The organism is Streptococcus sp. sy004, assembly GCF_007859205.1.
Classification (GTDB): Bacteria; Bacillota; Bacilli; order Lactobacillales; family Streptococcaceae; genus Streptococcus.
Window position 1 is genome coordinate 1 of record NZ_VOHP01000006.1, and the last position, 20508, is coordinate 20508.

Sequence of the window (20508 nt, forward strand, 5' to 3'; positions counted from 1 at the left end):
CCCTGTGAGATAAGGTAGTCGCTTAGCTATTGATATTCCGCCATAGCTCAGTTGGTAGTAGCGCATGACTGTTAATCATGATGTCGTAGGTTCGAGTCCTACTGGCGGAGTAGATGAAGCATTGAGAGTATTCTCAATGCTTTTTTTTAGCAGAGTTATAAATAAAAAAACTCAAGTTAGAATAAGCTAACTTGAGTTAAATACTAGCACCAGGTAATAAACTAATCGGGAGAATGTAATCTTTATTAACATTTTCTTTGGCGATTTGTTTTAATAAGATTTCGACACAAAGTACGGCAATTTCTTGAATAGGTTGTTTAATGGTTGTTAATTGTGGAAAATATTTTTCAACGAAATTAGTGCCGTCATAACCGATGATTTTTAATTGTTCTGGGATTGTAATCTCTAAATCTTGAGCAATTTTCATAACTAAGATGGCAGTTAAGTCATCTGATACAAAAATGCCAGCTGGTTTTTCTTTCACGAGAATATTTTTGATTTCCATTTCTTTGCGAATGGCTGAAAAATGACTTGCAACATTGAAAATTTGTGCTTGTGGTAAAATACTTGAAAAGCCAGCATGACGTAAGCTGGTAGGTGAGTTGGAATTGTCATTTCCAGTAATCATAATAATTTTTTGGCAGCCAACTTTTATCAGATTTTGCGCAGCTAATTTGCCACCTTCAAAATTGTCTGAAGCAACGACTGGAATATTTGGAGCGAGATTACGATCAAAAGCAACAATAGGAGCTTCAACTTTTTCGTAATCATCAATACCAAGATTATGGCTACTAGAGATGATACCATCTACTTGATTAGCAGCCAACATTTCTAGGTATTCTTTTTCTTTTTTGGGGTCATTTTGACTGTTGCAAATGATGACCTTATAATCATGATGAAAAAGTTCTATTTCTAGGTATTCAATGAGTTCGGAATAAAAGATGTTGCTGATATTAGGAAAAATGAGTCCAATTAGTTTGGCTGACTTTCCTTGTAGGCTACGAGCGAGATTATTGGGCTTGTAGCCTAGAGTTTTCATGGCATCTTTAACTTTGTTAATTGTTTTTTCAGAAAGGTAGCCTTTGTTGTTAATGACACGAGAAACGGTTGTTGGACTGACTCCAGCTAGTTCAGCAACGTCTGTTAGTTTAGCAACCATGATGTTATCCTTTCAATTGATAGAAATTTCCTGATATGTTATTAGAATTTAAGTAAATGCCTGTTTGTTCTTGATTTGGAAAGACACGACCAGTTAAGATGTATTCTCCATCATTGATAAAAATTTCAAAGATGGATTTGTCAACAAACAGGCGTATCTTTGTCTGTTGTTTAGGAATTGAGCAGCTCCGACTGGTACCAAATTCAAGAGCATATTGTTCGCCAACTTGAGAGCGATCAATTTGGAATGTTCCCTTCTCAGTATCAGTAGTGATTTTTAGACCATTGCTATTGGTATCAGCAAATAGAAGTAATTCAGCTTGGCTATTTTCAGCGACTTCAAATTCTAGTTCGTAGCAGTTATTGGTGCTTGTTTTATTGGCTAGAATTTCTTGGCTTCGACGTAAGTTTGTCATAGCAGCGACAGGCTGTTGATAGAGTTTACCATTTTTGATGTGTAATTCTTTAACCAGACTCATAGCCCCTTGATAGTCATAAGTATCTGTTGGGTAATCAACGTCTGGTAAGCCAATCCAACTGATAGCATAAGCGGTGCCATCAGGCATGTTAAAGGCTTGAGTAGCATAAGCTTCAAAGCCATAATCAAGATTGTAGATTGGTGAAGGTTTGATGAGCTTAGCTGTTTTTGTGTCTAACGCTTGACATACTTTATAAGTGTTTGGATAAATATTGTCATAGTTTAGTTCAGATTTGTCTAGACCTTGGGGACTGTAGAATAAAACTGGTTGATTGTCAACAAAGACTAAATTTGGACATTCAATCATGTATTCACTTCCAGTGCCAGCAAAGTCTAAATTGCCGACTTCCTGCCACTTGGTAACGTTATTATCAATAGCTTGATATAATTTGATAAAGCCTTGTTTGTCATGATTTTGTGCACCAACGATAGCGTAAAACTGATCTTGATATTTGAAAATTTGTGGATCACGAAAATGTTCAGTAGCATCTGTAGCAGGTGGGATAAGGATGTCTTTAATTTTCTCGATTTGTCCGTCTTTATCCATGAAAGCACCAATTTGTAAAGGAGTACGCACCCAGTTTTCATCACGAACATTGCCTGTATAGAAGATGAAGAGTTTGTCGTCAACTTCATAGGCTGAGCCAGAATAAGCCCCATGGCTATCTAATGGTGTATCTGGTTGAATGGTAACACCTGTTTCTGTGAAATGAACAAGGTTAGTACTGGTAGTATGTACCCATTGTTTCAAACCGTGACTGGCAGCAAAAGGAAAATTTTGATAAAAAAGGTGAAATTTACCGTCAAAATAAGAGAATCCATTGGGGTCATTAAGAAGTCCCATTTTTGCCTCTAGGTGATAATTGGCTCTCCAAGGTGATTTAGCAATATTGTTTTTAATGTCTTGAATTTCTTTTTCAGTCCATTGATGATAAGGCTTGTAACGAATTTCTGTTGGTAAGGTTACCATGAGTTATCCTCTTTCTAAATCTAAAATACTTCTTCTAACTATATAGTAAACGTTTTCTGCTAAAAAATCAATCTTTTTGCTAAATTAAAAAATAATTTCTGCAAAACGCTTGACATATTTTTTAATCATGATAAAATAATAGTTGTAACAACGAGTGAAACGCTTACACTCGATAAGAAAAATTTATATAGAGGGAGTTTTTTGCAAAATGGATAACAAGCAAATTGCAAAAGAAGTCATCGAGGCTGTCGGTGGTCGTGAGAATGTTAAAAGTGTTGCTCACTGTGCGACACGTTTGAGAATCATGGTTGTTGATGAGTCGAAGATTGACAAAGAAAAAGCAGAAAATATTGAGAAAGTTAAAGGTGCTTTCTTCAATTCAGGTCAATACCAAATGATTTTTGGTACTGGAACTGTTAATAAAATTTATGATGAAGTGGTTGCTTTAGGTTTGCCAACAGCAACGACAGGTGAGCAAAAAGCAGAAGCAGCTCAACAAGGTAACTGGTTCCAACGTGCCGTTCGTACGTTTGGTGATGTTTTCGTTCCAATTATTCCAGCAATTGTAGCGACTGGTTTGTTTATGGGGCTTCGTGGTTTGTTGGGAGCTTTAGGTTACACCTTGCCGGAAGATTTGAATGTTTACTCTCAAATCTTGACAGATACAGCCTTTATTGTTTTACCAGCCTTGGTTGTATGGTCAACTTTCCGTGTATTTGGTGGTAACCAAACAATTGGTCTTGTTTTGGGGATGATGCTAATTGCAGGGCAATTACCAAATGCTTGGGCAGTTGCTTCAGGTGGTGATGTTAAACCCTTGACGTTCTTTGGTTTCATTCCAGTTGTTGGTTTACAAGGATCAGTTTTACCAGCCTTCATCATCGGTATTATTGGTGCTAAGTTTGAAAAAGCGGTACGTAAGGTTGTACCAGAAGTACTTGACTTGCTATTGACACCATTTATCACACTTCTTGTGATGTCATTACTTGGTCTATTTGTGATTGGTCCAGTATTCCATGTGGTTGAAAAAGGTATTCTAGTTGCCACACAGGGCCTACTTGCTTTGCCATTTGGACTTGGTGGTTTGCTAATTGGTGGAGTTCATCAGATTATCGTTGTATCAGGTGTTCATCATATCTTCAATTTGCTAGAATCACAATTGGTTGCCAATACAGGTGCTAATCCATTTAACGCTATTATCACAGCAGCAATGACAGCTCAAGGAGCTGCAACAGTAGCGGTTGGTGTGAAAACTAAAAATCCTAAATTAAAAGCTCTTGCTTTTCCAGCAGCTCTTTCAGCCTTTTTGGGAATTACTGAACCAGCTATCTTCGGGGTTAACTTACGTTTCCGTAAGCCATTCTTCTTATCATTGATTGCAGGTGCTATCGGTGGTGCAGTAGCTTCTATCTTAGGTCTTGCAGGTACAGGATTTGGTATTACAATTATTCCTGGAACGCTTCTTTACCTAAATGGTCAATTGTTCCAATACTTACTAATGGTTGCTGTGTCATTTGCAGCAGGATTTGGTTTGACCTACTTCTTTGGTTATGAAGATGAGGTAAAAGATGTAAAAAAGTCTGAGACACCTCAAGTTGCTCCAGTAGCAGCTGCAGAGGTTGTAGTCAAAGAAGAAACGCTTTTTGCTCCACTTGCAGGTCAAGTTGTTGACTTGAAAGACGTTAATGACCCAGTTTTTGCTTCAGAAGCTATGGGTAAAGGAATTGCGATTAAACCAACTGGTAATCAAGTTGTGTCGCCAGTTGATGGAACAGTTGAAATTGCCTTTGAAACAGGTCATGCGTATGGGATTAAATCAACTAATGGTACAGAAATTCTTATCCATGTTGGTATTGATACCGTATCAATGAATGGCAAAGGTTTTGTTCAAAACGTGAAAGCCAATCAAACTGTTAAAGCAGGTGATGTGCTTGGAACATTTGATTCTAAAGCGATTGCGGATGCAGGTCTTGATGATACGACAATGGTAATCGTAACCAATACAGCAGATTTTGTAGCAGTTGAAACATTGGCAAGTGGCAATGTTCAAGAAGGTAGCGAGTTATTACAAGTCAAATAAGGGAGTTTTCCCTTCAAACAAAAGGGGTTGATTAACATCAACCTCTTTCTGTATTAAGAATGAGGTAAAATATGACAAAATTATATGGTAGTGTTGAGGCAGGTGGTACAAAGTTTATTTGTGCTGTTGGTAATGAAGACTTTGAAGTCGTTTCGCAAACACAATTTCCAACAACTAAGCCAGAGGAAACCATTGCTAAAACTATTGCTTTTTTTCAACAATTTGATAATTTAGCAGCCGTAGCTGTGGGTTCTTTTGGTCCAATTGATATTGATGAAGTATCAGAAACGTATGGTTATGTGACAAAAACGCCAAAACCAGATTGGTCAAATATTGATATGATTGGCCCAATGAAAGAAGCCTTACAAGTGCCATTTTACTTTACAACAGATGTTAACAGTTCAGCTTATGGTGAAGTCATTGCTCGCCAGAATGTTGAAAATCTGGTTTATTATACCATTGGTACAGGGATTGGAGCAGGTGCTTATCAAAATGGTGAATTCATCGGAGGGGTTGGCCATACAGAGATGGGGCATACTTATATGATGAAACATGATAAGGATCACGATTTTGAGGGAGTTTGTCCTTTCCATAAAGGCTGTTTAGAAGGTTTGGCAGCCGGTCCAAGCTTAGAGGCTCGTACGGGCATTCGTGGCGAAAATATTCCTGTTGAGCATGAGGTTTGGGATAAACAAGCTTATTATATTGCCCAAGCAGCAATTCAAGCAACCATGATGTTTCGTCCAGAAGTGATCGTATTTGGTGGAGGTGTTATGGCTCAGGACCACATGATTAAATTAGTCCATCAGCACTTCCTAGACTTGCTCAATGACTATCTACCAATTCCACCAGTAGAAGAGTATATTGTAACGCCTGCAGTGGCTAATAATGGCTCTGCGACCTTGGGTAACTTTGCCCTAGCAAAAAAAGTGGCTAACTAGTCAACTATCTCAGTCCTCACTTAACATTGATTAAGTGGGGATTTAGTTTACGCTAGATTAAGAAATAAGGAAATGTATCATTTAGGTTACAAAAATGAAGAACAGATAACAGAAACTACAATTCCTTTAATAAAGAAAAAATGCCTTTAATTCGTCTGATTTTTATGTTATCATTGTAATCACAATTAGACAAAGAGGAAAAAATTATGTCAAAAAACTTTATTAAAAAATCTCTTTTATTATCAACAATGGCCTTATCGATCTTTGGAGTTAATCAAGTTCAAGCAGAAGAAGGATTGGTTTGGGCACCACGTTCTGTGGAAGAGATTAGAGCAGATTTAGTTAAAGAAAACAATAAAATTACTTATACGGTTCAATATGGTGATACATTAGGTAGTATTGCAGAAGCAGTTGGGTTAGAAGTCAATGTTTTGGCTAATCTAAATAATATTGCAGATGTTAACTTTATTCTTCCTAATACTGTTTTAACGATTACTTACGGTGATAACCAAGATGTCAAAACAGTTCAAGTAGATGTTCCTCAAACATCATCAACAGAAGAGATGACAGTCAAGGCAGATTTGGCAACAAATGAAGTCGTTCTTAAAAATCAAACAGTTAAAGTAAATGATTTGACGGCAGAACCAGCAAGTCAGGTTGCTCAAATTGCAGAAGTGGTTAATGTTATAACATCTAGTCAAGAGGCTACTCCTGTAGCGACAACACCTGTGGTTGAGTCATCAGTAGAACAAGTAAAAGAACCAGTAGTACCAAGTAGCAAGACAGTTGTGACTGAAGTGGTAAGTGAAGCGTCTGCATCAAGTGATATTGCAGAAAATACATCTGTAGCAACAACAGAAATGGTTTCTGAAGAGCCAGTATCTAGCAGCAGTGAAGTTGCATCAGAAACACATGAGTCAAGTGTTGCAGTAGAAAATGTAGCTACTGAAACAGTAGAAGAAGTATCAACTGAAACATCAACTAGCGATGTAGTTGAAACACCAAATGTTGAAGAAGTCACTCAATCAATTGTGGAATCTAGTGAGATGACTCAAAATTATGGTCAATCAGAAGATCCAATCACTGAAGCCGTAACACAAGTTGTTGAGGCAAGTACAGAAGAAGTGGCTCCAGTTGAAGAAACATCAGCGGCTGAAGAAGCAACAGCAGTAGAGCAACCAGTAGTTGAAACACCTGCTGAACCAGTAGAAACGGTTGTCGAAGAAGTTGCTCCAGAGAGTACTCCTACTCAAACCTTGACTTATAATAGTGCAGGAATGCAAGCTCAGACAGCAGCTTTCCAATCACAAGTAGGTAATGAATTTGGTATTAGTAACATTGGTGGCTATCGTAACTCAAATGATGATCATGGACAAGGTCTAGCTGTTGATATTATGGTTGACAGTGCTGCTCAAGGTGACCAAGTAGCTCAATACGCTGTTGATAATATTGCTAATAATGATATTGCCTATGTTATCTGGCAACAACGCTTCTATTCACCAGTCAATAACATCTATGGTCCAGCCAATACTTGGAACCTAATGCCAGACCGTGGTAGTGCAACACAAAACCACATGGATCATGTTCACGTTTCTATGAATGAATAAAAAAATCACGCTTAGCGTGATTTTTCTTTTGTCAAATGTCAAAATAAAACTCAGTTAGGCTAGTTAACTGAGTTTTTATCTATTTGATATTAAGGTTTAATCACCTCAAGTCCTCCCATATATGGACGGAGTACTTCAGGAATGGTTACAGAACCATCTTCATTTTGATAATTTTCCAAAATGGCTGCAACAGTACGGCCAACAGCTAAACCAGAACCGTTCAAGGTATGAAGTAGTTTCACCTTACCGTCAGCTTCGTCACGGTAACGAATTTGGGCACGGCGAGCTTGGAAATCTTCTGTGTTTGAACAACTAGAAATTTCACGGTAGGTGTTTTGAGCTGGAATCCATACTTCTAGGTCATAAGTTTTGGCAGCTGAGAAGCCCATATCTCCAGTACAAAGTGCTAAAACACGATATGGTAGGCCAAGTTTTTGTAGGATATTTTCAGCATTAGCTGTCATTTTTTCTAATTCTTCATAAGATTCTTCAGGTTTGGCAAATTTGACCATTTCTACCTTATGGAATTGGTGCAAACGAATTAGACCACGCGTGTCACGACCGGCAGAACCTGCTTCAGAACGGAAAGATGGGCTCATAGCTGTAAAGTAGATTGGCAAATCTTTACCGTTGATAATCTCGTTACGATAGAAATTGGTCAAAGGAACTTCAGCAGTTGGAATAAGGACAAAATTGCTGTCAGCTAATTCAAATGTGTCTTCCTTGAATTTTGGGTATTGACCCGTACCAAACATAGAGTCATGATTGACCATGTAAGGTGGGATAATTTCGGTATAACCTTCTGCCGCATGCTCATCAAGCATGAAATTGTAAAGGGCACGTTCTAAGCGAGCACCGAGATTTTTATAGAAAAGGAAACGAGCACCGGTCACCTTAGCCCCACGTTCCCAATCCAAAATATTGAGATTCTCACCTAAATCCCAGTGAGCTTTTGGCTCAAAATCAAATTCACGAGGCGTTCCCCAACGACGAACTTCTACATTGTCTTCTTCATCAGCCCCAACTGGCACACTGTCATGCGGTGTATTTGGCAAGACAACTAGGATACCTTCTACTTGTTGATCAAGTTCAAGTAGTTCATTGTCGATTTCCTTAATCTTGGCAGATAGTTTTTGCATGGCAGCGATTTGCTCATCAGCATTTTCTTTGTTGTGTTTAGCTTGGGCAATATTAGCAGAAGCAAGATTGCGTTCAGCCTTAAGTTCTTCTGTTTCAACCAAAAGGCGACGACGTTTTTGGTCAAGTTCTGCTAATTGTGTTAAAGTTTCTTGACTGACGCCACGTAAAGCTAGTTTTTCAGCAACATGATCAAAGTCATTACGAATGCGTTTTAAATCTAACATAAAATTCCTCCTATAAAAAAGCACAAGATGAGCTATGTTGGAACGCCAAAGGCGTGGTTCCATCCAACTTCACAAATCTTGTGCACTTAATTATCTACGTAATAATGAACAACGGTAGAATTTCAACATTAGCCCTTACCTACTTGCAGCGACCGTAGGCTTTCTGAAAAGTAACTAATCTCTACTTATCCGTTATTTTTATTATACCCAACTTTCTTATAAAAGTAAAGGCTTTATCGAGTTTTCGGGAGTAGTTTTTGCCCAATCATTTGTAAAAGAGTGGGAAGTTTGACAACCTTATCATTTCCTAAAATGTCACGAGCGATTTTCAAAATCTTGCCAGAATCTTTGGACGCAAAAAGAAATTTACCTTGCTGTGTCATCACTTCAAAATGGCGACTGATTTTTTTACCAGATACATTTGCTCCGATGTAATCTACGGACGACCATGGGATTTGGATATATTGCTCAACATTGACATCAGGGTAAAATTCTATAGCTTCTGGGCCAATAAGAAACTTGCCGACCTTGCTACCAATACCGAGATAAGACACTCCTGTTGTTTGGAGAAGGACGGTTTTATTGAGGGATTGTGCCATGTATTTTCCTTTCCATGAGTAAAGTAAGAAGGCTAGGATAAACTCCCAACCTTTCTTATTTTACATGATACCAGCTAAACGAGCAAGAATACCAACGATGAACAAACCAACGATGATAGTGATTGGAGATACTTTTTTCTTCAGTAACCACATGCAGAGGAATACAAGAAGAACGTTCATAAATCCAGGAATCAAACCATCTAAGTTTTGTTGGAAAGTTGTTACTTTTTCAGGAGTTTGTGAAAGACCTGCTCCAACTTGAGCAAAGGCTTCTTTGATACCTTCGCTACCTGCTGGGAGTTTATCCCACTCAATGTAAGCTCCTTTTGAAAGTGGTACACTTGAAACATTGAAAGCAAACTTAATTGATACCCAACGTTGCGCTAGAACAGCTAAGATGAACATACCAAGGATTGAAGCTCCTTTGGTGATGTCTTGTAGGATACCACCTGACATGTCTTTAGTGATTTCTTTACCTGATTTGTAACCAAATTCTTGTGTGTACCATAGGAAAGCCATACGAATAGCATTCCAAGCGACAAAGAAGATGATTGGTCCAAGAACATTACCTGCGATAGCAAGTGAAGCTCCTAGGGCACCAATGATTGGACGAACAGTAAACCAGAACACTGGGTCACCGATACCTGCAAGAGGTCCCATCATACCGATTTTAACCCCTTGGATTGCAGCGTCATCAATATCTGCACCATTGGCACGATCTTCTTCAAGAGCAAGTGTTACCCCAAAGATAGGTGCAGCCACATAAGGATGCGTATTAAAGAATTCCATGTGGCGTTTAAGTGCAGCTGCTTGATCTTCTTTTTTCGTGTAAAGTTTTTTAATAGCTGGAACTAAAGCATAAGCCCAACCTAAGTTTTGCATACGTTCGTAGTTCCAAGATGCTTGAAGGAGTTGTGAACGGAACCAAACTTTTTTACGATCACTTAGTGAAAGTTGAATTTTTTCTGCCATGTTATTGCCTCCTCTTAGTAATCTTCTAGGATGTCACCGATTGGATCGTGTGACCCTGCACTAGCACTACCGTTGCCACCTTTTTTAGAAAGGTTAAGGTAGATGAAGGCAAGAGCAACACCGATAGCACCAAGGGCGATTAGTGTTAAATCATTAACGGCTGCAAGAGCAAAACCAAGGGCAAAGAATGGCCAAACTTCACGAGAAGCCATCATGTTGATAACCATAGCGAAACCTACGGCAACAACCATACCACCACCAACTTGCATACCACCACTTAGCCACTCTGGCATCAACTCAAGTGCAGCTTTTACGCTTTCAGAAGGAATGGCAAGCAAGAATGCAGCAGGAACAGCGATACGAAGACCTTGAAGAGAAAGAGCTACTAAATGATAGCGTTCAAGTGCAGCAAAGTCGCCACGTTCAGCAGCAGCATCAGCTCCGTGAACCAAACCGACAGATGCGGTACGAACGAGCATAGTCAAGAAAAGACCAGCAACAGCAAGTGGGATAGCAAGACCTTGAGCAACACTAATGGCTTGATCTGAGAAGTCACCACCTTTAATCAAGATAATGGCAGCAGCAACGGAAGCAAGTGCCGCATCAGGTGCTACGGCAGCTCCGATATTTGCCCAACCAAGAGCGACAAATTGCAGTGTTCCACCTAGGATAACTCCAGGAATAAGGTTACCTGTTACCAAACCGATAAGGGTACAAGCAACGATTGGTTGATGGAATTGGAATTGGTCAAGAATTCCTTCCATACCAGCAAGGAAGGCAACCACGACCACCAAGATCGCAGAAATAATTGAAATATCCATGATAAATCCTTTCTTTTATATAGCTTATTTAACGTTTGCTTTGTTGATTAGGTCAAACAAGTCTTTTTTAGAATCATTTGGTACTTTACGGACGTCAAATTTGACACCAAGGTCACGTAATTTTTCAAAGACAGCAACATCGTCTTTGTCCATTGATAGCACATTGTTGACCATTGTTTTACCAGTTGAGTGAGCCATTGAACCAACGTTCAATTCTTCAATCTCAACTCCGCCCTCGATAGCACGAAGGGCATCCTGAGGTGTTTCAAATAAAATCAACGCATGAGTATTACCAAAGCGAGGGTCTTTTGAAACGTCAATCAATTTCTGGATTGGTACAACATTTGCTTTAACATTACCAGGAGCGGCTTGTTTAATCAATTGTTTACGTAATTCATCTTGAGAAACTGTATCAGATGCAACGATGATACGATCAGCTTTTGAAGCGGGTGTCCAACCTGTTGCGACTTGACCATGCAAGAGACGTGTGTCAATGCGAGCAAGGTTGATTTTCAACTTACCATCACCAATAACTGTTCCTTCAGGAATAGCCCCTTGTGGTGCGTCGCTAGTTTTAGCAACAACAGGAGCGGCTTCAGCAGGGTTCAATTCTTCTGGCAAGGCTTTAATCCCTTCTTTAGCCTCTTTGATAATGTTAGCTGCAACTTGCTCAACTCCAGCAGATGCATCCATCATGCGTTCTGTATAAGCTTGAATTAGCATAGGCAAGTTGAGGCCAGTGATGATGGCGAATTTACGCTCAGGATTTTCTCCCATGATTCGACTTGCTTGGTTGAAGGGTGAACCACTCCAAAGGTCAGCAAGGACAAGAATCTCATCATCAGCATCAAATTGAGCGATAGCATTGGTAAAGTGTGCGTAAAGATCATCTGGTCCTTCACTTGGCATGAAAGTGACAACTTGAACCTTTTCTTGTTCCCCGAAAATCATGGAACCTGATTGATGAATACCTTCAGCAAATTTACCATGGCTGGCAATAATAATACCGATACCCATTCTTGATTTTCCTCCTTTTAATTATTTTTCATTTTGTGTCATACTAAATTAGTATCACCTTCAAACGAAATTCAAGAACATAGCTATTTTAAAACGTTTTCAAGAAAATGTCAAGGTTATCTGAGAAAAAATCACAAAATTTATCAAAAATAGATGAAAATCAGTCAAAAGGAAAAATGACAAGCATAAAAGAGATGCTCAAAACTATTGGGCATCTCTGATTTTTATGTTAAAAAAAGTTGTTCTAATTGTTTGGCAACTCCATCCTCATTATTGGTCCAAGGCAATTGCTGATCGGCAAATTCTAGAAGAATCGGATTGGCATTTTTCATGGCGTATCCTGTTTGGGCGAAAGCCAACATTTCAGTGTCGTTATGCTCATCACCAAAAGCGATAAGGTCTTTTTTATCCAAGTTCAGAGCAGTTAATAAATGTTGCAGTGCCATTGCCTTATTGACACCTTTGGGAGAAAATTCCAAGATGTTCAAAGGCCCACCCCAAGAATCCACTTCGATGTCGTGGTTAAATTGCTCTTTGATGTTTTGAGCTAGAGCATACTTGTCTTTGGCTCTTGTTTTCATCAAAAGAGCATTTGGTCCAGTGCTAATCTTGTTTGCCACCAATTCTAACTCGTCTGTGATTTCTTTAAGCCCAAATAGTTTAGGGTCAATCTGGTCACGATGGTCAAAATTGATAAAGAGCTTATCTCGATATTCTGTAGCTAGAAAATCAAGTTCGATTTCTTCTTTAATGTCGAGTAATTTCCAGATGTATTTTGGATCAAGACGAATGTCCAATTCATGTGGCCAATCTTGCTCTGGTAGATGAACCAAGGAACCGTTGAAATTGATCATCGGTGTTTTTAAGCCTAATTGACGATAATAATTAATGGCCATACGGTAGGGACGTCCAGTCGCAATGATAATTGTGTGTCCCAAAGCTTCAACTTTTTTTAGCGTTTCAACAGTATAGGTAGAGATGGTTTCATCACTATGGAGAAGAGTACCATCTAAATCAATTGCAATTATTTTTTTAGTCATGTTCCTATTATAACAAATTGTGACAAAAAGTTGTGAAAATGAGTAAAAATTAGATAAAAATGTCAAAACCTAACAAACACTTCACAAGATGGGTTAATCAACGGCATTTATTTCTTCCTATGTTATAATAGGAAAATAGTTTTGCAAGAAGGAGAGATGACATGAAATTAAAAATGAGTTTGATTCATCTATTTTGGGTGGTTATATCGGCTGGGATTTTTCGTTATATGACCAGTGGCCCTAATCTGATTTGGAACATGTTTTTGGCCTTGGTGGCCTTGGATTTTGCTTACCTAGCCTATCGCACGAAAAATACCTTTTTGAAGATTGTAAGTGTGTTACTGTGGTTACTCTTTTATCCCAATACCTTTTACATGTTGACAGATATTATTCACATGTCCTTTGCAGATCAAGCTCTATGGGATCGTTTGAGTATGATTATGTTTATGCTTTATGTGTCTAGTATCTTGTTTGGTGTCTTGTCTGGTGTCTTGAGTTTGCAGTTGATTTTCAATAGCCTGGGCGTGAAAAATATCTATCTTCGCTATTTGGTTATTACTAACTTATCTTTTTTATCAAGTTTTGCCATTCATATTGGTCGCTATGCTCGCCTAAACTCATGGGATGCCCTAATGAATCCTATGACAGTGGTTGATAGTATGGTTGAAGTGGTGTCTTGGTCAGCCCTACCTTTTATCGCTGGCTTTACCTTTTTACAGATGATGACCTTGATTTTCTTAGATAGAGAATAGAATATACGCATATTTTTGTGTGTATTTTTATTTTTGTTTAATTTCATTTTTAAAAACCTTGAAAGACGTACATTTTTATGTTAATATATCTATATCGTTCTAAAAAGGAGTTTTGTAATCAAAATGGAAACATTTTTCAAGTTAAAAGAGCATGGCACGACGATTCGTAGAGAAGTTATAGCTGGGGTAACGACTTTCTTTGCGATGTCTTATATTCTTTTTGTCAATCCAGCGATGTTGGCTCAGACAGGAATGCCGATTCAGGGTGTTTTTCTAGCAACTATTATTGGCTCAGTTGTGGGCACCTTAATTATGGCACTTTATGCCAATGTTCCTTATGCACAAGCACCAGGGATGGGGATGAATGCCTTCTTTACCTACACAGTTGTATTTAGTCTTGGTTATACTTGGCAGGAAGCTTTGGCTATGGTCTTTCTTTGTGGCTGTATTGCCATGGTTATTACCTTGAGTAAATTACGTCAGGTCATTATCGTTTCCATTCCAGAAACGCTTAAACATGCCATTGGTGGTGGTATTGGTATTTTTCTGACCTATCTAGGGATTAAAAATGCAGGACTTTTGAATTTTACCTTGAATCCGAATACCTACACCGTTCTGGGTGACGGGGCAGATAAGGCAGGGGCAACCATTGTCGGTAATGCCTCAGCAGTTCCTGCTCTCGTTTCTTTTGATAATGCTGGTGTGGTATTGTCGCTTTGTGCGATTGTCATTACTGCTATCTTTGTCATTCGTCATGTTAAAGGCGGTATCATGCTAGCCATGATTACAACTACCTTGCTGGCTGTTTTACTTGGCATTGTTGACTTATCAGCTATTGATTTTACCTCGAATAATATTGTGACAGCCTTTCAGGACTTGGGACTGGTGTTTGGTGCAGCTTTTACAGGCTTAAGGACCTTATTTTCTGATTCTAGTCGTTTATTAGAGGTTGTAATGACTGTATTTGCTTTTGCCTTGACAGACATGTTTGATACAATCGGAACCTTGATTGGAACCAGTCAAAAAGCTCAGATTTTTAAGACGACCAATGAAAATGCTAAGGACTTGGATCCAAAAATGGAAAAAGCCCTCTATGCTGATATGTTAGCGACAACAGCAGGAGCCGTGGTTGGCACGTCAAATGTAACAACTTATGTAGAATCAGCGGCAGGTATCGCAGCAGGTGGTCGAACTGGTCTAACTGCCTTAGTGGTGGCAGCATGCTTTATGGTATCTAGTTTCTTCAGTCCACTTTTGGCGGTTATTCCTACTCAAGCGACGGCAGCAGTGTTGATTATGGTTGGTATTATGATGATTTCTAGTCTGAAACATGTTGAGTGGGATGATATGGGTCAAGCTATTCCAGCCTTCTTTGCGTCAATTTTCATGGGCTTTGGCTATAGTTTGACTAATGGTATTGCTTTTGGCTTTCTCTTTTACACCCTTAGTAAACTAGTTCAAGGACGAGTTAAGGATATTCAACCGATAATATGGATTTTGGATATTCTCTTTATTGTTAACTTTTTGTTAATCTAAGATGGAAAACTAGGGGTAACTCTAGTTTTTTTATTTATCAGTTGTGACTGGTTTAGGAAATTAAATTGTGTTAAAATAGGAATATGTTTGACATTTGTAACGAAGATGAATTGATTGCTTTTGGTTATCGTATTGGTCAAGCCTTGGAAGCGGGTCATGTGCTAGTGTTGACAGGGGATTTAGGTGCAGGTAAAACCACCTTGACCAAGGGAATCGCCAAAGGTCTAGGGATTGATCAAATGATTAAGAGCCCAACTTATACCATTGTCAGAGAGTATGAGGGGCGTTTGCCTTTATATCACTTAGATGTTTATCGTATTGGTAATGACCCAGATTCTATTGATTTAGATGAGTTTTTGTATGGCAATGGTGTCACTGTTATTGAATGGGGACACTTATTGGGTGCAGATTTTACGAATGATTATATGGAAGTTGTGATCGAAACAAAAGACGTTGGTCGTCGTGTGTCATTAGTCCCTAAGGGAAAACGATCCAATCAACTAAAGGAGGTCATTAGTCATGGCTGAACAAGAATTTATCATCAAAGAAGCAGAACCAAATGATGCCAAAGCACTGGTTGAAACCCTCAATCAGATAGGGGGAGAAAGTGAATTTATTACCTTGGACGAGGCGGGCATTTTGATGACAACTGAGCAGATGGTTGATTTTATCAAGCATCGACAAGAATCGGTCAATCAGCTCTGCTTGCTAGTGAAAAAAGGTTCAGAAGTGGTTGGGGTTCTTAATGTTACCAGTGATTTTCATGAACGTGTCAATCATATTGGAGATATTTTTATCGGCATCAAAAAACAGTATTGGGGTTATGGTTTAGGTCAAGTTTTGATGGCTGAAACAATTGAGTGGGCTAAACAATCTGGAGTGATTCGTCGTTTGGAATTAACCGTGCAAAAACGAAATCAGCGTGCCGTCCATGTTTATGAAAAGATTGGTTTTGAGATAGAAGGTGTTAAGAAACGTGGTGCCAAAACAAGTACAGGCGAGTTTCTTGATGTCTATATCATGGGAAAAATGATTGATTAGGAAGACAGCATGAGCATTGGAAAAAAAATTAGTATCATGATTGTTGCGATTTTAGCAACAACAGCACTAGCAGTGGGGCTTTATTTTACGACCCTATCTAGTTTCACGAATAGTGAATTTGCAAAAACCTTTAAGAACTATCAAACCTCGAAAAATGTTAGTCAAGCCATTAAGCAGACCAAACCTTTTTCTATACTGTTAATGGGAGTGGATACAGGTAGTGCCGATAGGACAGACCGTTGGCAGGGTAATAGTGACTCCATGATTTTGGTGACGGTTAATCCTAAAACTAAAAAAACGACTATGACCAGTTTGGAACGAGATATTTTAATCAAATTGTCAGGACCAAAGAAAAATGACATGACCGGAGTTGAGGCCAAATTAAATGCTGCCTATGCTGCTGGTGGTGCTCAGATGGCTATTATGACAGTTCAGGATTTGCTGGATATTACCATTGATTATTACATGCAGATCAATATGCAGGGCATGGTTGACTTGGTTGATGCAGTTGGTGGAATTACTGTTACCAATAATTTTGATTTTCCGATTCAAATATATGAACAAGAGCCAGCCTATACAGCAACAGTGCCTGTAGGAACTCACAAAATCAATGGCGATCAAGCTTTAGTTTATGCTCGCATGCGTTATGACGATCCAGATGGTGATTATGGACGCCAAAAACGTCAACGAGAAGTTATCAAGAAAATCATGGCGAAAATTTTAGCCTTGGACAGCATTAGTAACTACCGTAAAATTCTTTCAGCAGTCAGCAGTAACATGCAGACTAACGTGGAAATATCAACGAAAACTATTCCTAAGTTGTTGGGCTATCGAGAGGCCTTGAAAAATATCAAGAGCTATCAACTTCGTGGAGAAGATGCCACTATGGCTGATGGCGGTTCTTATCAAGTTGTGACGGCAGAGCATCTTTTGGACATTCAAAATCGCATTAAGACAGAGTTAGGTTTGAAAACAAATCAGTCGAAATTAAAAACCAGTGCAGTCGTTTATGAAACCTTATATGGTTTAGACAGTAAGATTGACATCAATGAGAGTAAATCATCAACTGAAAGTAGTCAGGATACCGAAGATAGCTCTTCAGAAGAAACAGAGTCACAAGTTAGCAGTTACGAGAGTAGTCCTATTGTTAATGTGCCAGCGAGTGAGCAATCAGTTGTTCCTGTTGTACCAGAAGTTAGCCAAGCAATACAAGAGGTCTATCCAAGTTATTCTGAAATTTCCCCTGTGTACTCTACCCCTGTAGAACCAGTTTATGAGCAGTCAGTTGTTCCTAATGTAGTTGAAACGCCACAAGCAGTAGAAACCCCTGTTATTACTCCTGTAGTAGAATAAAATTTATCATAAAAAATAACCTAGAAGTGATTTTCTAGGTTGTTTTTCTATTGAGATTTATCAGAAGTTGATAAGAGTTTTGCCGTTTTGTATTTATTTAATAATTTATTGATTTCTTGCATGGTTGCTTGGACTTCTGTCTGAAAGACTCTGGTTTGATAAGATAAATCCTGTCCTAGCTTACTGACTGCTTGGCTTTCTTTTTGAATAGTTGCTAAGCTATCTTGAGCTTTAGAGAAATCTTGTTTGCCTTGTTTCAGACGATTGGTTTTATCCTTGACTTCTGCTTCGATGACTTGACGATTGTCATAGAGTTTATAAAGCGTTGCTCCTACCAATCCTGACAAGATAAAGGTTTTTAATTTCATTTTTCTACCTCATCTGTGATTGCCTTAGCTAACTGACTGAGTTGTTCAAAGTCAGGTTCATTGGTTTTGAAGTCAATAGTTAAGCAGTCTTCATCATTAAATCTTGGAATAAGATGAATATGGGCATGAAAGACGGTCTGTCCAGCCACTGCTTCGCTATTATTAAGCACATTAAGCCCACTAGCTCCAGTAACGGTTTGTAAGCGACGTGCTAGTTGTGGAATAGGGGCAAAGACCTGTTGGGCAGTTTCTGAATCCATATCTAAGAGATTACGAACATGTTTTTTAGGGATAACAAGGGTATGCCCTTTAGTGACTTGAGTGATGTCTAAAAAGGCGAGAACGTGTTCATCTTCATAGACTTTGCTAGCAGGAATGTCACCTGCAACGATTTGACAAAAAATACATTTTTGCATAAGCTCAACCTTCTTTTCTTTAATTTACTATCAGTATAGCATATTGTTAGTCACTGGTCTGTGAAAAAGTCATTTTATGATTGATTAGATTGCTTTAAGAAAATGAGAATGGATTTCTTTTGTTTTGTTTAGGATTTTGTCTAAATCAAATAATATGATAAAATGAAAGGTAATCTTATAACAAGGAAAATGACGATGTTAAAACTAGAACATGTTACAGGGGGCTATATCAATATCCCTGTTTTGAAAGACCTGAGTTTTGAAGTAAACAAGGGGCAATTGGTTGGTTTGATTGGTCTGAATGGAGCAGGAAAATCAACGACGATTAGTGAGATTATTGGGCTTTTAACGCCTTATCAAGGACAAATTAGCTTAAATGGTTTGACCTTATCTACGGATCCAGTTAATTATCGTAAACAGCTAGCCTTAATTCCGGAAACACCTAGCCTGTATGAAGAATTAACTTTAAAGGAACATTTGGAAACTGTCATCTTGGCTTATGATTTGGATCAACAAAAAGCTATGGCGTGTGCTGAACGTCTATTAAAAATCTTTCGTTTGTCAGATAAGTTGGATTGGTTTCCAGTCAATTTTTCTAAGGGAATGAAACAAAAGGTGATGATTATTTCAGCCTTGATGGTTGAACCTAGCCTTTTGATTGTGGATGAGCCATTTTTGGGGCTTGATCCAGTAGCTATCAAGGATTTAACCGATTTGCTTATGGAGGAAAAGGAGAAAGGAACAGCCATTCTTATGAGTACTCATGTGTTGGATTCCGCAGAAAAGATGTGTGATGAGTTTATCATTTTGCATCAAGGGCAGGTTAAGGCAAAGGGAACCTTGGCTGAGTTGCAGACGAGTTTTGCCCAACCAACCGCTAGCTTGACCGATATTTATTTAAGTTTGACACAGGAGGAAAGTGGCAGTCTATGAGAGAGCTTTTTGGTAAACGACGTTTCGATTTTCATCAGCTCTGTCTGAAATATTTGCGCTATGTGTTAAATGACCATTTTGTTTTGATTCTCGTCTTTCTGACAGGCTTTGTCATGGTGGAATACAGCAAATTATTAAATGATTTTCCTAGCCAAACCTGGCCCATTTGGTCAGTGATTGTATTGCTTTTGCTGATTTTATTGAGTATGGGTCGGGTCGCGACTTACTTAGAACCAGCAGACCAATTATTTTTATTGGTAAAAGAAGCAGAGGTCAGAAGAGAAATTAAGAAAGCCTTAAAAAGAAGTGTCTTACTTTGGGGAAGTCTTCAAACAATAGGTGTTTTATTTTTAAGTCCACTTCTACTAAAATTGAGTTGGACGAGTTGGCAGATTTTACTATTAGTGGTATTACTTTGGCTAGTTAAGGCTGGTTTGATGTCTTGGAAAATTAGAGACTTTTTTCAACCTTCATCTTTGCATTGGTCAAAGGCTATTGCTTATGAACAAAGACGCAAGCAGGCAATTTTAAAATTTTTCTCACTCTTTACAGATGTGAAAGGCATTTCCAGCCCAGTTAAGAGAAGGGCTTATTTAGATAGCCTTATCACGTTTTTGTCAGGCAAGACACCAAGTCTATGGTCCAAACTTTACGCTCAGGCCTTTGTGCGTAGTGGCGATTATCTGCATTTGACACTTCGATTGTTCTTTTTATCTCTATTAAGTTTGGTAACCATTTCTAATCCATGGCTATCCGAGACTTTAGGTTTGTTGTTTAATTACTTGTGGCTTTTTCAAATGACGGCTTTGGGACGTCATTATGACTACCAGTATCTAACACGTTTGTATCCTAAGCAAGCAGATAAAAGTGTAGCCCTTCAAGGTGTCTTGCAACGTTTGTTTTTAATCTTTTATATCATCCAAACCAGTTGTTCTTTCTTTTTTGGTTTTAGTGGCTTGTTTGTTGTCGGAGGTTTGCTATTAAGTTTCTTTTATTTACCCAAAAAAGTTAAGTCAAGTTTGACTAAGTGATTGAAAACAAGTACAATGTAAGATGATAAGG

20 protein-coding genes and 1 tRNA gene are annotated in these 20508 nt (G+C 38.6%); 11 read left to right on the forward strand and 10 right to left on the reverse strand.

Translation table 11 applies throughout. The features are described from left to right. Positions 1-36: 36 nt before the first annotated feature. Positions 37-110: transfer RNA gene (locus FRX54_RS05375), tRNA-Asn, on the forward strand. Between the two features lie 86 nt (positions 111-196). Here FRX54_RS05375 and FRX54_RS05380 read toward each other — a convergent pair. Together FRX54_RS05380 and FRX54_RS05385 are read right to left on the reverse strand one after the other, a co-directional pair. Then, entirely contained in the window at positions 197-1159 is a 963-nt protein-coding gene (locus FRX54_RS05380; protein WP_146461833.1) for a LacI family DNA-binding transcriptional regulator, read from the reverse strand. A gap of 4 nt (positions 1160-1163) precedes the next feature. Then, positions 1164-2606, reverse strand: coding sequence for a sucrose-6-phosphate hydrolase (locus tag FRX54_RS05385; protein WP_146461836.1), 1443 nt, complete (start codon positions 2604-2606; stop codon positions 1164-1166). A 208-nt stretch (positions 2607-2814) separates the two neighbouring features. Here FRX54_RS05385 and FRX54_RS05390 point away from each other — a divergent pair, with 208 nt between their 5' ends. From FRX54_RS05390 to FRX54_RS05400, 3 genes are all read left to right on the forward strand, one after another. Beyond that, complete coding sequence (locus FRX54_RS05390; RefSeq protein ID WP_146461838.1) at positions 2815-4686, forward strand: sucrose-specific PTS transporter subunit IIBC; 1872 nt, start codon at positions 2815-2817, stop codon at positions 4684-4686. 71 nt (positions 4687-4757) lie between these two features. Then, positions 4758-5627 carry a fructokinase ScrK gene (gene scrK / locus FRX54_RS05395; protein ID WP_146461839.1) on the forward strand — a complete coding sequence of 290 codons (870 nt, stop codon included), beginning with the start codon at positions 4758-4760 and terminating at the stop codon, positions 5625-5627. A gap of 206 nt (positions 5628-5833) precedes the next feature. Further along, on the forward strand, positions 5834-7234 hold the full coding sequence (locus FRX54_RS05400) for a LysM domain-containing protein (RefSeq protein WP_146461842.1): 1401 nt from the start codon (positions 5834-5836) through the stop codon (positions 7232-7234). 89 nt (positions 7235-7323) lie between these two features. Here the strand turns inward: FRX54_RS05400 and serS are convergent, their stop codons facing one another. The 6 genes from serS to FRX54_RS05430 form a co-directional block, all read right to left on the reverse strand. After that, the gene (gene serS, locus FRX54_RS05405) at positions 7324-8598 is read right to left on the reverse strand and encodes a serine--tRNA ligase (RefSeq protein ID WP_146461843.1); all 1275 of its coding nucleotides are present in this window, start codon (positions 8596-8598) and stop codon (positions 7324-7326) included. A gap of 233 nt (positions 8599-8831) precedes the next feature. Continuing rightward, positions 8832-9197 (reverse strand): DUF956 family protein, encoded by a 366-nt coding sequence (locus FRX54_RS05410; protein ID WP_146461845.1) that lies wholly within the window; start codon positions 9195-9197, stop codon positions 8832-8834. Positions 9198-9257: 60 nt separating this feature from the next. Then, positions 9258-10169 carry a PTS system mannose/fructose/sorbose family transporter subunit IID gene (locus FRX54_RS05415; protein ID WP_146461847.1) on the reverse strand — a complete coding sequence of 304 codons (912 nt, stop codon included), beginning with the start codon at positions 10167-10169 and terminating at the stop codon, positions 9258-9260. 14 nt (positions 10170-10183) lie between these two features. Further along, positions 10184-10984: a PTS mannose/fructose/sorbose transporter subunit IIC gene (locus tag FRX54_RS05420; protein WP_146461996.1), complete on the reverse strand. Its 801-nt coding sequence runs from the start codon at positions 10982-10984 to the stop codon at positions 10184-10186. A gap of 30 nt (positions 10985-11014) precedes the next feature. Continuing rightward, complete coding sequence (locus FRX54_RS05425) at positions 11015-12007, reverse strand: PTS sugar transporter subunit IIB (RefSeq protein WP_146461849.1); 993 nt, start codon at positions 12005-12007, stop codon at positions 11015-11017. A 224-nt stretch (positions 12008-12231) separates the two neighbouring features. Beyond that, positions 12232-13047, reverse strand: a complete 816-nt coding sequence (locus FRX54_RS05430; RefSeq protein ID WP_146461851.1) for a Cof-type HAD-IIB family hydrolase — start codon at positions 13045-13047, stop codon at positions 12232-12234. A gap of 161 nt (positions 13048-13208) precedes the next feature. Here FRX54_RS05430 and FRX54_RS05435 point away from each other — a divergent pair, with 161 nt between their 5' ends. The 5 genes from FRX54_RS05435 to brpA all read left to right on the forward strand — a co-directional run bounded on the left by FRX54_RS05435 (position 13209) and on the right by brpA (position 17729). After that, positions 13209-13799, forward strand: a complete 591-nt coding sequence (locus tag FRX54_RS05435; protein WP_146461866.1) for a DUF1361 domain-containing protein — start codon at positions 13209-13211, stop codon at positions 13797-13799. Positions 13800-13922: 123 nt separating this feature from the next. After that, positions 13923-15335, forward strand: a complete 1413-nt coding sequence (locus FRX54_RS05440; RefSeq protein ID WP_146461868.1) for an NCS2 family permease — start codon at positions 13923-13925, stop codon at positions 15333-15335. 83 nt (positions 15336-15418) lie between these two features. After that, complete coding sequence (gene tsaE / locus FRX54_RS05445) at positions 15419-15862, forward strand: tRNA (adenosine(37)-N6)-threonylcarbamoyltransferase complex ATPase subunit type 1 TsaE (RefSeq protein ID WP_146461871.1); 444 nt, start codon at positions 15419-15421, stop codon at positions 15860-15862. Then, a complete protein-coding gene (locus FRX54_RS05450) occupies positions 15855-16376 on the forward strand; it encodes a GNAT family N-acetyltransferase (RefSeq protein ID WP_146461873.1) in 522 nt (173 codons plus the stop codon). The genes tsaE and FRX54_RS05450 overlap by 8 nt, the downstream gene beginning before the upstream one ends. A gap of 9 nt (positions 16377-16385) precedes the next feature. Further along, positions 16386-17729 carry a biofilm formation/cell division transcriptional regulator BrpA gene (brpA, locus tag FRX54_RS05455; protein ID WP_146461875.1) on the forward strand — a complete coding sequence of 448 codons (1344 nt, stop codon included), beginning with the start codon at positions 16386-16388 and terminating at the stop codon, positions 17727-17729. Positions 17730-17776: 47 nt separating this feature from the next. Here the strand turns inward: brpA and FRX54_RS05460 are convergent, their stop codons facing one another. Further along, positions 17777-18097, reverse strand: a complete 321-nt coding sequence (locus FRX54_RS05460) for a hypothetical protein (protein ID WP_146461877.1) — start codon at positions 18095-18097, stop codon at positions 17777-17779. Then, positions 18094-18513 (reverse strand): HIT family protein, encoded by a 420-nt coding sequence (locus tag FRX54_RS05465; RefSeq protein ID WP_146461879.1) that lies wholly within the window; start codon positions 18511-18513, stop codon positions 18094-18096. The genes FRX54_RS05460 and FRX54_RS05465 overlap by 4 nt, the downstream gene beginning before the upstream one ends. A 195-nt stretch (positions 18514-18708) precedes the next feature. Here FRX54_RS05465 and FRX54_RS05470 point away from each other — a divergent pair, with 195 nt between their 5' ends. Continuing rightward, complete coding sequence (locus tag FRX54_RS05470; protein ID WP_146461881.1) at positions 18709-19446, forward strand: ABC transporter ATP-binding protein; 738 nt, start codon at positions 18709-18711, stop codon at positions 19444-19446. After that, on the forward strand, positions 19443-20477 hold the full coding sequence (locus FRX54_RS05475; RefSeq protein ID WP_146461883.1) for an ABC transporter permease: 1035 nt from the start codon (positions 19443-19445) through the stop codon (positions 20475-20477). The genes FRX54_RS05470 and FRX54_RS05475 overlap by 4 nt, the downstream gene beginning before the upstream one ends. Positions 20478-20508: the final 31 nt, after the last annotated feature.